This window comes from Pectobacterium betavasculorum (genome assembly GCF_000749845.1).
GTDB classification, from domain to species: Bacteria; Pseudomonadota; Gammaproteobacteria; order Enterobacterales; family Enterobacteriaceae; genus Pectobacterium; species Pectobacterium betavasculorum.
Genome location: NZ_JQHM01000001.1, coordinates 275,298 through 288,556, shown reverse-complemented (window position 1 = coordinate 288,556; position 13,259 = coordinate 275,298). Strand labels below are relative to the sequence as shown.

Annotated in this window: 11 protein-coding genes; 8 read left to right on the top strand and 3 right to left on the bottom strand. The window is 53.3% G+C overall.

Annotated features, from left to right (window positions below; genetic code table 11):
• The first annotated feature begins 69 nt into the window (after positions 1 to 69).
• The 7 genes from galM to gpmA all read left to right on the top strand — a co-directional run bounded on the left by galM (position 70) and on the right by gpmA (position 8,950).
• On the top strand, positions 70 to 1,116 hold the full coding sequence (gene galM, locus KP22_RS01305) for a galactose-1-epimerase (RefSeq protein WP_039321901.1): 1,047 nt from the start codon (positions 70 to 72) through the stop codon (positions 1,114 to 1,116).
• A 151-nt stretch (positions 1,117 to 1,267) separates the two neighbouring features.
• The gene (locus KP22_RS01300; protein ID WP_039302158.1) at positions 1,268 to 1,720 is read left to right on the top strand and encodes a hypothetical protein; all 453 of its coding nucleotides are present in this window, start codon (positions 1,268 to 1,270) and stop codon (positions 1,718 to 1,720) included.
• A gap of 75 nt (positions 1,721 to 1,795) precedes the next feature.
• Positions 1,796 to 2,146 carry a copper-binding protein gene (locus KP22_RS01295; protein WP_039321898.1) on the top strand — a complete coding sequence of 117 codons (351 nt, stop codon included), beginning with the start codon at positions 1,796 to 1,798 and terminating at the stop codon, positions 2,144 to 2,146.
• 12 nt (positions 2,147 to 2,158) lie between these two features.
• The gene (locus KP22_RS01290) at positions 2,159 to 3,418 is read left to right on the top strand and encodes a TolC family protein (RefSeq protein WP_039321896.1); all 1,260 of its coding nucleotides are present in this window, start codon (positions 2,159 to 2,161) and stop codon (positions 3,416 to 3,418) included.
• Positions 3,415 to 4,926, top strand: a complete 1,512-nt coding sequence (locus KP22_RS01285) for an efflux RND transporter periplasmic adaptor subunit (RefSeq protein ID WP_039321892.1) — start codon at positions 3,415 to 3,417, stop codon at positions 4,924 to 4,926. Before KP22_RS01290 ends, KP22_RS01285 begins: the two co-directional genes overlap by 4 nt.
• Entirely contained in the window at positions 4,923 to 8,060 is a 3,138-nt protein-coding gene (locus KP22_RS01280; protein WP_039321888.1) for an efflux RND transporter permease subunit, read from the top strand. The genes KP22_RS01285 and KP22_RS01280 overlap by 4 nt, the downstream gene beginning before the upstream one ends.
• A 137-nt stretch (positions 8,061 to 8,197) precedes the next feature.
• The gene (gene gpmA / locus KP22_RS01275) at positions 8,198 to 8,950 is read left to right on the top strand and encodes a 2,3-diphosphoglycerate-dependent phosphoglycerate mutase (RefSeq protein ID WP_005973959.1); all 753 of its coding nucleotides are present in this window, start codon (positions 8,198 to 8,200) and stop codon (positions 8,948 to 8,950) included.
• A 127-nt stretch (positions 8,951 to 9,077) separates the two neighbouring features.
• Here gpmA and aroG read toward each other — a convergent pair whose 3' ends face one another.
• Positions 9,078 to 10,133, bottom strand: coding sequence for a 3-deoxy-7-phosphoheptulonate synthase AroG (gene aroG / locus KP22_RS01270; RefSeq protein ID WP_039302142.1), 1,056 nt, complete (start codon positions 10,131 to 10,133; stop codon positions 9,078 to 9,080).
• A gap of 292 nt (positions 10,134 to 10,425) precedes the next feature.
• Here aroG and zitB point away from each other — a divergent pair, with 292 nt between their 5' ends.
• Positions 10,426 to 11,388, top strand: a complete 963-nt coding sequence (zitB, locus tag KP22_RS01265; protein WP_039302139.1) for a CDF family zinc transporter ZitB — start codon at positions 10,426 to 10,428, stop codon at positions 11,386 to 11,388.
• Between the two features lie 7 nt (positions 11,389 to 11,395).
• Here the strand turns inward: zitB and pnuC are convergent, their stop codons facing one another.
• Both pnuC and nadA read right to left on the bottom strand, forming a co-directional pair.
• Positions 11,396 to 12,121, bottom strand: a complete 726-nt coding sequence (gene pnuC, locus KP22_RS01260; protein WP_039302136.1) for a nicotinamide riboside transporter PnuC — start codon at positions 12,119 to 12,121, stop codon at positions 11,396 to 11,398.
• Between the two features lie 56 nt (positions 12,122 to 12,177).
• A complete protein-coding gene (gene nadA / locus KP22_RS01255; protein ID WP_039302133.1) occupies positions 12,178 to 13,239 on the bottom strand; it encodes a quinolinate synthase NadA in 1,062 nt (353 codons plus the stop codon).
• Between the last annotated feature and the right edge of the window lie 20 nt (positions 13,240 to 13,259).

The following is a 13,259-nucleotide window of genomic DNA, read 5'->3' as shown; positions in this document are numbered from 1 at the left end:
CTTAATTTCCCAACATTGCAACCATCGGCCAATCCTCTCTATCTTCTCAGGCCTCTACAGGAGCAAGTCATGTTGAATGAAAGTCTTAGCACGCTGGCACCAGATGGCCAGCCGTTTCAATTAACGACGTTGCAGAATCAGGCAGGCATGCGGGTGTGTCTGATGGACTGGGGTGCAACCTGGCTTTCCTGTGAGCTCCCGCTACCGGAAGGTGAGGTGCGAGAAGTCTTATTGGGCTGTGCATCGCCCCAACAGTACCCGCAACAAAGCGCTTATCTCGGTGCATCGATTGGCCGCTATGCCAACCGCATAGCCAAAGCCACATTCAGCCGAGAGACCGAAATCTTCAATTTGGTTGCAAATCAGAACGAGCACCAGTTGCATGGTGGCCCGGAAGGCTTTCATGCTCGCCGCTGGCGAATAGCCAGTCAGGATGCAACACAGGTAACGTATCAGTTGCACTCACCGGATGGCGACCAAGGGTATCCCGGTCATCTAAATGTGCAGGTGACATACGCACTGACCGAACATAATTCGTTAGAAATTTCGTATCAGGCCACCGTGGAGAAAGCTTGCCCTGTCTGCCTGACCAACCATGCGTATTTCAACCTTGATGGCGATTTGACTGATGTACGTAAGCATCAGTTGCAGCTATTTGCCGACTATTATTTACCCGTCAATAGCGCAGGCATTCCCAACGCCGATCTGACGTCGGTTAACGCTACCGGAATGGATTTCCGTCAGCCGAAAACGCTGGAGGAAGATTTCCTGCGCGATAGCGATCAAATGGCCGTCGGCGGCTACGATCACGCCTATTTATTGCATCGCACCTGTGGATCCAGCGAAAGTCCGGCAGCCAATTTGTGGTCATCCGATGGCCGCGTGCTGATGAGCGTTTTCACCAGCGCCCCCGCCTTACAGCTCTATAGCGGCAACTTTCTGGCCGGAACACCGTCGCGAGACGGTGGTCAGTATGAAAATTATGCCGGCGTCGCACTGGAAAGCGAATTCCTGCCGGACAGCCCGAATCATCCAGACTGGCCGCAGCCCGACTGCTGGCTAAAACCGGGAAAAGTCTATCGCTCGGATACCACGTACCAGTTTCTCATCCAGTAACTGCACGGTTAAATATAATTAACTCATTGATAACATTGGCAGATGGATATCTGCCAATTTACAAAACGACTTTACAAAACTATGCCATTCCCCGCTTGCCCCCTTCCCGCTCAGACGCTTACACTTCTTAGACGTCCAAAAAGGAAATGCCATGTCCGCATCATCACGGTCTCCATTACTCATTCATCATCTGCGCCATAAAGGCAGATGGGGATGGCTATTGGCACTGTGTTGGCTTTTCCTGAATGCACAACTGGCTATTGCAGGTCATCAATGCGATATGACGCTCAGCCAGGCATCCCCCGCTATCCAGCATCAGGCACATCTGCAACAGGCTGACGTTCAGCCGTCATCATCTCACGCTCAGCATGCAGCGGAAGCGTCTTACGCAGCCGACCAACAAACGCCGTTGTGTGAAAAACACTGCGTACCGGATAGCGTGAAGCAGGATAACGGCTCATTAGCATTATTAGCTCTACCAGTCAGCGGTGAACTGGTTTTAGCTGACAACTCTGTAATGATAAATCAGGCATGCGATGCCTGGCTCTCTCCTCCTGCGGCTGGCCCTCCAGCTGAGATCCGCTTCTGCCGATTCAGAGAATAACCCAAGCTATTGATAACTCCTGCGCCATCTGGCGCAACATATTGTTTATCAATTACTTTTATTGGGATTATTTTTATGCGTATCACTTACTCGGCCATTATCAGCAGCCTGATTTTTTTCGTCTCTTCCTTCACTTTCCCCGTGTGGGCAAACGACCACCAGCATCACACGATGATGCATACCAATCCTCCGGCGGTCACCGCCGTTTATCACACTACCGGAATGGTTAAGCAGTGGAACGCCGATAGCGTAACGCTCTCTCACGCCCCGGTTGCCAATCTAAAATGGCCCGCTATGACGATGGCATTCACGCTGCCATCCAGTGGAGAAATAACGCCGCTCCCTGTCAATACGCCAGTCACATTCAGCTTTGTCCAGAATGACAGCGGCTACACCCTGACCGCGATTACGCCACAGCAACCCTAACCGGAGCACATCATGAACTTATCCACACACGACGCCACGCGCGCGTGTCTGGCGATGTTGCTGTGGCTGCCTGCCGCCGTTTTTGCGGCAGATTTGAGTCTTGAACAGGCCTTACAGGCAGCGGAACGTTACTCCGCCGATCTGTCAGCCAATCAACACCAGATTAATGCGCTACAGAACATGGCCGACTCCGCCACACAGCTTCCCGACCCTAAACTGAAATTTGGCGTCGAAAACCTGCCATTGGGCGGCAATAACGGTAGCCGACTCACACGGGAAGGCATGACGATGCAACGTATCGGCGTCATGCAAACCTACGTTAGCAGCAGTAAGCGTGATAGCAAGGCACAGGCCATTCGAGTAGAAGCCGATGCACTGCAAAGTAATAGCGAAAGTATTCGTGCTCGCCTGCAACGGGAAACCGCTCAGGCATGGCTGGATCTGGCGCTCTCACGCAAAGCGTTGAGCGAGGTCACGGCGCTGGTCACCGAAAGCCAGCGGCAGATCGCCTCACAAAAAGCGAGTGTGGCGGCGGGTAGTGAAGCGAGTAGCGTACTGGATGCCCGCCTGACGTTGGCAACCATGCAGGACAGACAGGCCGATGCCGAGCGAGATACCCGCATCGCACATGCCCGGCTGGTACAGCTTACCGGTATTGCAGATATCGATATAAACGGCGCGCTTCCCCGTTTTGAACGGCTACCTGCTTCACCGGATGTGTTGAGCAACACCATTCATCAGCACCCCGAAATGCAACAGGCACAGCGTGAAGCCGAGTTGGCTCAGGCTCGTTCCGCACAGTCAGCCGTTGCCGCTATTCCTAATGTCGATATTGAAGTCTATTACGCGAAGCGTGGAGATGACTACGACGACATGGCGGGCATGATGGTGACGGTCGATCTACCGTTATTCAAATCTAAACGTCAGGATAAGGACTATGCCGCAGACGTCTCGCGCAACATGGAGGCGCGCGACAGAGTATTGCTCACCGAACGAGAACATCAGGCACAACTCGATACGCTGATTGCTCAATATCAAGCCGCACAGTCGCGCTGGCAGCGCCAGAACAGCGAAATCCTCCCCCTCCAACAGCAGCGCATCAAGCTAATTCAGGCTCAATATCAATCCGGCAGCAGTAATCTTTCCGCCGTACTGGATGCCCGTCGGGCGCTGCTTGAAAGCCGGATTGCCGTTCAGGATACCGCACGGGAAATGGCTCAATATTGGGCCGCTATCCGCTATCTAACGCCACAGGGAAGCCCTACGCGATGACTAAAATCGTAACGAAAAAATCACTGATGCTGAGCCTGATGACGCTGGCTATTCTCTGCGCGGGTGGCGTGGGTTATCTGATTAGCAAACAGCAAACACCGCACTCGTCTTCTACCGCCGAGCCAGAACGATCCGTTCTCTATTGGTACGATCCGATGGTGCCGGATAAGCGTTTCGACAAACCGGGGAAGTCGCCCTTTATGGATATGGAATTGGTTCCCCGCTATGCCGATGACGTTCAGGAAGATGGCGGAGTCACCGTCAGCGCGCGTCAGCAGCAAAACCTCGGCGTTCGCACAGCCCGCGCGGAAATGCGCGAACTTGCCGACAGCGCCACAGGCTATGGCACCGTCGTGCTCAACGAACGCGGATTGCACACGCTGGTCGCGCCTAGCGGCGGCATTGTCGAGAAACTCACGGTCAATGCACTGCAACAGCAAGTGAAGAAAGGCGAGACGCTCGCCACGTTGTGGAACCCGACCTGGGCAGCGGCGCAGCGTGAATATCTGGCGGTACGGCACCTAGGCGACGAAGCACTGACCCAATCGGCTCGCCAACGGCTGTCACTGTTATTCATGCCGGAAGCCATTATTCGGCAGGTCGAGCATAGCGGCAAACCGCAGGATAGGCTCGCGATTATTGCACCTGAAAATGGCTATGTTAATAAACTGGAAGTGCGGCAGGGCATGCAGTTGAACCCTGCCCAGCCGTTATTCGAACTTGCCAGCCTGAACCCGGTTTGGGTAGATGTCGATTATCCCGAGGCACAGGCGGCGCAGCTAACTATCGGTAGCAATATCAGCGCCACCAGCAACGCCTGGCCGGGTAAAACTTTCCACGGCAACATCAGCGAACTGCTGCCCGTGTTGGATAGCACCACGCGCACGTTAAAAGCGCGTGTCGTTCTGGACAACCCGCAACAGCAGCTCAAACCCGGTATGTACCTGACTATCCAACTTTCTCACACTCAGGCACAGCCACGTCTGGCAATCCCACAGGAAGCCTTGTTGGTCAGCGGTAGCCAAAATCGTGTCTTACTAAGCGACGGCAGCGGCCATTTCACTCCGCGCCACGTTACCGCTGGCGCATCGTTGGGCGATTGGGTGGAAATCATTGATGGACTGAAAGAAGGCGACAGCGTGGTCACCTCCGGTCAATTCCTGATTGACTCCGAAGCCAGTCTGCGCAGCGCCCTGCCACAATTTACTGCTGATGCATCGATATCCCCAACAACATCGGCAACGCCCGCCGCTCCCGTTGGTTATCAAACCCAGGGAGTGATCAAAGCGATAAACGGCAATCAGGTCACCATTGAGCATGAAGCCGTCCCGGCACTCAACTGGTCGCCAATGACGATGGATTTCGCGCTGCCATCGTCAGGGCTGCCACAGGGTGTGGGGATCGGCAGCACCGTCAATTTCCAGTTCAACATGGATGATAGCGGGATTCACGTTCTGCATTTTTTACCCGCTGACGATCCGCATGCCGGACATGGAGGCCACCCATGATTGCCTACGTGATTCGCTGGTCGCTCAAAAACCGCCTGCTGGTTTTACTGGCGGCGCTGTTCATGGCAGCGTGGGGCCTGCTTTCTCTGCAAAAAACGCCGCTGGATGCTCTGCCCGACTTGTCTGACGTACAGGTCATCATTCGCGTCAGCTATCCGGGGAAAGCACCGCAGGTGGTGGAAAATCAGGTGACCTACCCGCTGACGACCACCATGCTTTCCGTTCCCGGTGCCAAAACGGTACGGGGCTTCTCCATGTTCGGCGACGCCTACGTCTATGTGCTGTTTGAAGATGGTACCGATCCCTACTGGGCGCGATCCCGCGTGCTGGAGTATCTCAGTCAGGTGCAATCTAGTTTGCCTGCTGATGCGAAAACCTCGCTCGGCCCGGACGCCACCGGCGTCGGCTGGATCTACGAATACGCGCTGGTGGATCGCAGCGGAAAATACAGTCTGGCCGACCTGCGCGGCTTTCAAGACTGGCTGCTGAAATATGAGTTGAAAACGGTGCCTGATGTGGCAGAAGTCGCCAGCGTGGGGGGGATGGTCAAACAATATCAGATCGTCGTCGATCCAGAACGTATGCGGACACAGGGCATCACCCACCAGCAGATCGTCAGTGCCGTTCAGGCGGCTAATCAGGAAAATGGCGGCTCGGTGCTGGAGTTGGGTGAAGCAGAGTATATGGTACGCACCACCGGCTACCTGAAAACGGCACAAGACTTTAATAACGTGGTGATTACTACCCGTAACGGTATTCCTGTGCTATTGCAGGATGTGGCCACGCTCAGAGAAGGCCCGGAGATGCGGCGCGGCATCGCCGAACTGAATGGCGAAGGCGAAGTGGCGGGCGGCATCATCGTTATGCGCTATGGAAAAAACGCGCTGAATACACTGCATGCCGTCAAAGCACGGTTACAGGAAATACAAAAAAGCCTGCCCGCAGGCGTAGAGATCGTGCCAACCTACGATCGCTCACAGCTGATTGAACACGCCATCGACACGCTTAGCTTCAAACTACTGGAGGAGTTTGTCGTCGTCGCGATCATTTGCGCCCTGTTTTTGTTTCACTTCCGTTCAGCGCTGGTGGCCATTATCAGCCTGCCGCTGGGGATTCTGGGGGCGTTTATCATCATGCGTTATCAGGGGGTGAACGCGAACATCATGTCGCTAGGCGGTATCGCGATTGCCATCGGTGCCATGGTGGATGCTGCCATCGTGATGATAGAGAACATGCATAAAGTCATTGAACAGTGGCGGCATGAAAACCCAGGGAAACAGCCGCAGAATAACGAGTGGTGGCAGTTGGCAGAACGGGCGGCAGTAGAAGTGGGCCCCGCGCTGTTTTGCAGTCTGCTAATCATTACGCTGTCGTTTGTGCCAGTGTTCTCACTGGAAGCGCAGGAAGGCCGCATGTTTTCACCGCTGGCCTTTACCAAAACGTATGCCATGGCCGTCGCCGCAGGATTAGGGATTACTTTGGTGCCGGTATTAATGGGATATTTCGTTCGCGGCAAGATACCGGACGAGCAGGCAAACCCGATTAACCGCTGGCTGATCGCGCTCTATCATCCCGTACTGCAAAAAGTACTGAGCTACCCGAAGACCACGCTGCTGGTTTCCGGCCTGCTATTGCTACTGACACTATTTCCACTCAGCCGTTTGGGAAGCGAATTTATGCCACCGCTGGATGAGGGCGACTTGCTGTATATGCCCTCTACCCTGCCCGGTATTTCCGCACGGGAAGCGGGCCGACTGCTGCAACAAACTGACCGATTGATTAAAACAGTACCCGAAGTCGAGTCGGTTTTCGGCAAAGCGGGCCGTGCCGACACGGCGACTGATCCTGCGCCGCTGACCATGCTGGAAAGCACGATTAGGCTGAAACCACGCGATCAATGGCGTGATGGCATAACCATGGACAAGCTGGTTGCCGAATTGGATCGTACCGTCAACCTGCCGGGTATCGCCAACGTGTGGGTGCCTCCTATCCGCAACCGTCTGGATATGCTGGCAACCGGTATCAAAAGTCCGGTGGGCATTAAGGTTAACGGCAACAATCTGGAAGATATAGAACGTACCGCCGCGCAAATCGAACAGGTGGTAAAACAAGTTCCGGGCGTGACGTCTGCGCTGGCGGAACGGCTGGCGGGCGGGCGCTATATCGATATTGATATCGACCGCCAGCGTGCCGCACGCTACGGCGTGTCCGTCGAGGAACTTCAGTCGGTGGTCGCTACGCTGATCGGCGGGCAAAACATCGGCGAAACCATTGAAGGCCGTCAGCGTTATCCCATTAACATCCGCTACCCGCGTGAATTACGCGATTCGCTGCAAAAATTGCGCGACCTGCCCATCGTGACAGCCAATGGCAGCAGAGTCACACTGGCAGAACTGGCCGATGTTCGCGTCAGCGAAGGGCCGCCCATGCTGAAAAGCGAAAATAGTCGACTATCGGACTGGATTTATGTCGACCTGCGCGGCCGTGATTTGAAATCCGCTGTTGAAGACATGCAGCAGGCCGTCGCCCAGCAGGTCACGCTACCGGAAGGCGTGTCGTTAAGCTGGTCCGGTCAGTTTGAATATCTGGAGCGCGCTACGGAGAAAATGAAAATTGTCGTGCCCTTTACGCTGCTGATCATTTTTGTGTTGCTATATATCACCTTCAACCGCATCAAGGATGCACTGCTGATTATGGCAACCTTACCCTTCGCGCTCATTGGCGGCGTCTGGCTGCTTTATATCCTCGGCTATAATCTTTCTGTAGCTGGTGCGGTAGGCTTTATTGCATTGGCAGGTGTGTCGGCGGAATTTGGCGTCATCATGCTGCTGTACCTCAACCATGCGGTAGAAAAGCACCGTGTGCCGGGTCAGGCGCTTTCGCGTCAACAGCTAATGGATGCGATCCACGAAGGGGCGGTTCTGCGCGTACGGCCGAAAATGATGACCGTGGCAACGATTATGGCGGGGCTGCTTCCCATCATGTGGGGAGGCGGTAGCGGCTCCGAAATCATGCAGCGGATCGCCGCGCCGATGATAGGCGGCATGGTTAGTGCCCCGCTACTGTCGATGCTGGTGATTCCAGCGGTTTATCTGTTATTGCACAAGGGAGATTCCGGTTTGCTGAAACGATAAAGCCGGAGCGTGATTTTACGCAAATAACCTGCGGATAAATCACGCCTGCCATCGACTATCGATTGCCGATAACCGCTCTCCACCCCTATAATGAAATCAGTTATCACAGAAATCTTAGGATAGGAAGGAGTTTAGCTATGGCTGTAACTAAGCTAGTACTGGTAAGACACGGTGAGAGCCAGTGGAACAACGAAAACCGCTTCACAGGCTGGTACGATGTTGATCTGTCCGACAAGGGTCGTTCAGAAGCCAAAGCCGCAGGTCAGTTGCTGAAAGACGAAGGTTTTGCCTTTGATTTCGCGTATACCTCCGTGCTGAAACGTGCCATTCACACACTGTGGAACGTGCTGGACGAGCTGGATCAAGCCTGGTTGCCAGTTGAGAAATCCTGGAAACTGAATGAACGCCACTACGGTGCGTTACAGGGTCTGAACAAAGCCGAAACGGCTGAGAAATACGGTGACGAGCAGGTTAAACAATGGCGTCGTGGTTTCGCAATCACACCTCCAGAGTTAACGCGTGATGACGAACGTTTCCCAGGCCACGATCCACGTTACGCTGCTCTGAGCGACAAAGAGCTGCCGCTGACTGAAAGCCTGGCACTGACCATCGAACGTGTTGTGCCTTACTGGACCGAAACCATCCTGCCACGTATCAAGAGCGGTGAGCGCGTCATCGTCGCAGCTCACGGTAACTCACTGCGTGCACTGGTGAAATACCTGGACAACATGGGCGAAGACGAAATTCTGGAACTGAATATCCCAACTGGCGTGCCGTTGGTATATGAGTTCGACGAGAACTTCAAGCCAATCAAACGTTACTACCTAGGCAACGCGGACGAAATCGCCGCAAAAGCTGCCGCAGTAGCGAATCAGGGTAAAGCGAAGTAATTTACCTTTGAACTGAAAAACCCGGCCTGCGCCGGGTTTTTTATTGTCCGCTATCTGTCACACCCTATTGCAGGCAGAAAACATAGAGAGCATTTTTTATGGCGTGAAAATGCAACGCCATTCGATGTTACTTGCTGCGGCGCTCGCGTACAGCAGACGCCAACTGGCGCAACAGCGATTCTGTGTCTTCCCAGCCAATGCAGGCATCGGTAACGCTACGGCCATAAACCAGCGGCTCACCACTTTCCAGATTCTGGTTGCCTTCAACCAGATGGCTTTCCACCATCACACCCATGATCGCTTTTTCGCCCTGTGCGATCTGCCCACAGACATCAGTACAGACATCCATCTGCTTTTTGAACTGTTTGCTGCTGTTCGCATGGCTGAAATCGATCATAACCTGTGGTGCCAGACCCGCTTTTTCCAAGCCAACCTTCACGTCTTTAACGTGTTCAGCGCTGTAATTCGGCGTTTTACCACCGCGCAGAATGATGTGGCAATCGTTGTTACCGCTGGTGTTCACGATAGCTGAATGTCCCCATTTGGTGACAGACAGGAAGCAGTGCGGCGCACTGGCGGCGTTGATCGCATCAATCGCTACCTTGATCGTGCCGTCGGTGCCATTTTTAAAGCCAACAGGACATGACAAGCCAGACGCTAATTCACGGTGTACCTGAGATTCTGTAGTACGTGCGCCAATAGCGCCCCAGCTCATCAGATCCGCCAGGTATTGCGGGGTAATCATATCCAGGAATTCACCCGCAGCCGGTAAACCGGTATCGTTAATTTCCAACAGCAGCTGGCGCGCAATGCGCAGGCCATCGTTGATCTGGAAACTATTATCCATCTGCGGATCGTTGATGAGTCCTTTCCAGCCAATCGTCGTGCGCGGTTTTTCAAAATAAACCCGCATGACCACTTCCAGATCGCCACTCAGCTCATTACGCAGCGTCAGCAGACGCGCGGCATACTCTTTCGCCGCTTTCGTGTCGTGGATCGAGCAAGGACCAATCACCACCAACAGGCGGTCGTCATTGCCGTTAAGAATTTTATGGATAGCTGTACGCGCGAACGATACCGTTTCCGCGGCCTTCTCCGTGGCTGGAAACTTTTCTAGCAAAGCAACCGGCGGCAAAAGTTCATTAATCTCTTTAATTCTTAAATCATCATTTTGGTAATTCATAAATAAATCCATCGGTTCCGAAACGGTATGTTAGCCCCATCCAATACGCGCCATCCTGCCTGTGCGGGTAGCTTGAGAAACGGGATGTTTCATATTGAAGATTGATTATTATATGTCAAGCTGGTGTTATCAGGACGCTGAAATCAGTGGGATTTACGCGATCAAATGCTCTCAGATGCCGCATCCGTCCTATTTTCACCAGAAAAAAGCCCACCGACAGCTGGGTGACACAGGATAGGTTTTCTCTGTGGGTTTCAGTAAAGTGGAATAAAAACACAACTCAGGGTGATTTATGGCACATAACCACAGCCACACGGAAACAGGCAACAGTAAACGTCTGCTTGCCGCATTCATCATTACCGCGACGTTTATGGTGGCAGAAGTCATTGGCGGCCTGCTGTCCGGCTCCCTGGCGCTGCTCGCGGATGCGGGTCATATGCTGACCGACGCCGCGGCGCTGTTCGTCGCACTTGTCGCCGTGCGTTTCGCGCAGCGTAAACCGAATGCGCGCCATACCTTTGGTTATCTGCGACTCACCACCCTTGCCGCCTTTGTGAACGCGCTGACGCTGATACTGATTACTGCCTTTATCTTCTGGGAGGCGATTCAACGCTTCTATGCGCCTCAGCCCGTAGCTGGCATCCCCATGCTGATTGTCGCCATTGCTGGGTTACTCGCAAACATGGTGGCATTTTGGCTGTTACACCATGGTAGCGAAGAGAAAAACATTAACGTCCGCGCGGCAGCCCTGCATGTGCTGGGCGATCTGTTAGGATCCGTTGGCGCAATTGTCGCCGCCGTCATCATCCTTTATACCAACTGGACGCCTATCGACCCGATTCTCTCTATTTTGGTGTCGTGTCTGGTGCTGCGTAGCGCGTGGGCACTATTGAAAGAGAGTATTCACGAACTATTAGAAGGCACACCGAGCCAGCTCAGCGTTGAGGCACTACAGAAAGATCTGACGCTGAACATTCCCGAAGTCAGGAACATCCATCATGTTCATTTATGGCAGGTTGGCGAGAAACCAATGATGACGCTGCATGCACAGGTGGTGCCGCCTCACGATCACGATGCGCTGCTAAGACGTATTCAGGCATACTTACTAAAGCACTACCAGATTGAACACGCGACAATTCAGATGGAATATCAACGCTGTGATGATGACCACTGCTCTTTTCATCAGGAAAACCATTATTCGGCTATTCATGATGGTGAAAAGCGGGATGCAGAAGGCCATCACCACAAGCATTGAGTTTGGATTACACGCCGTTTGAAACCGCGCTGACGCGATTTTCCTTCGCGCTCTTAATCCACAGCCAAGAGCCGTTCAGGGCAATCAGCGTCAGGATCGCGTATTCTACCGCCATCGCATACACGCCCTGATAAGCAAAAATCACCACGCTTATCACATCAATCACCACCCAAAGCAGCCAGTTCTCGACGTATTTGCGCGTCATCAGGATCATCGCCACAATCGACAACACCATCATGGTGGAATCCCAGAATGGGAATGCATCCGGCTGAAGGTTCGGCATTTGTACCGCCAACCCTAGCCCTTGCATGCCGGAAACGGCAATACGCGTTAGCACAGCAAATACCGCATCGATGTAGAACGTCATTAAGCCAATCGCGACTACACAGGCTACCGACCAGCCAATGAGCTTCTGCACCGGTAGCCAACGGATACGTAATTCCACTTCTTGCGCATCCGTCTTGCGCGTCCAGGCGTACCAGCCATAAATATTGGCGGCAAAGAAGAAAATTTGCAGCAACAGGCTAGCGTAAAGCTGAATCTGGAAAAAGATCACGGCAAACAGCGTGACGTTAATCAAACCAAACAGATAGTTGATGGTTTTTTCCTGGCTCGCTAACCAGATACACAGCAACCCAAATAGCGTGCCAATCGCCTCAATCCAGGAAAGATCGTATCCCCCTTCACCCAAAGGGATATGAATTAAAATATTACTGGTACTAAAAAAATCCATCTCACCACCCTGTCTCAGTTATTAGAAATCGCTATTAAAATGCCCTGAATCCCTCGTCATGCATTCCCTTTCACACGCAATTTTAGCGAAGCAGCAAAATCCAGCATACGGTTTAGCGGGATTAGCGCACCTTCCCGCAAAGCAGCATCAACATGTATCTCATGCGCATCGCCACCTTGTTCCAGACCGTTAGCAATCGCCTCCAGCCCATTCATCGCCATCCACGGGCAGTGGGCGCAACTCCGGCAGGTTGCCCCTTCACCCGCTGTCGGCGCTTCCAGCAATATTTTCTCTGGGCAGGCCTGCTGCATCTTGTAGAAAATACCGCGATCGGTTGCCACAATCAGTTCACGCTGTGGCAGCGTTTTTGCTGCTTGAATCAGTTGGCTGGTTGACCCAACCGCGTCAGCCATCTCTACCACGCTCTGTGGCGACTCTGGATGAACCAAAATTGCCGCATCGGGGTGCAAAATCTTCATGCGCTGAAGCGCCTGCGTTTTAAACTCGTCATGCACAATGCAAGCGCCTTGCCAGCACAGTACATCCGCCTGCGTCTGTTTTTGTACATAGCTTCCCAAGTGGCGATCTGGAGCCCAGATAATCTTTTCTCCCAGGCTATCCAGATGTTCGATCAGCTCCACCGCAATGCTGGATGTAACCACCCAATCCGCACGCGCCTTTACCGCCGCAGAGGTATTGGCATACACCACCACCGTTCGGTCTGGATGCGCATCGCAAAAACGGCTGAATTCATCGACGGGGCAGCCGAGATCGAGCGAGCATTCTGCTTCCAGCGTAGGCATCAGAATCGTCTTCTCCGGGTTAAGTATTTTGGCCGTTTCCCCCATAAAGCGAACACCCGCCACCAACAGCGTCGATGCCGAATGGGTGCTACCGAAGCGGGCCATTTCCAGCGAGTCTGCCACACAACCACCGGTTTCTTCAGCCAGCGCCTGAATTTCAGGATCGGTATAGTAGTGCGCGACCATAACAGCGTTTCTTTCCCGCAGCAGCGCCTTTATCCTGCTACGATAGTGCTGTTTTGCATCAACCGATAAGGGTCTCGGCTTCGGCGGAAAGGGATAAATGGTCTCATTGCTATCAAAAAGAATGCTCATTATGGTTTTCCACGATGAAA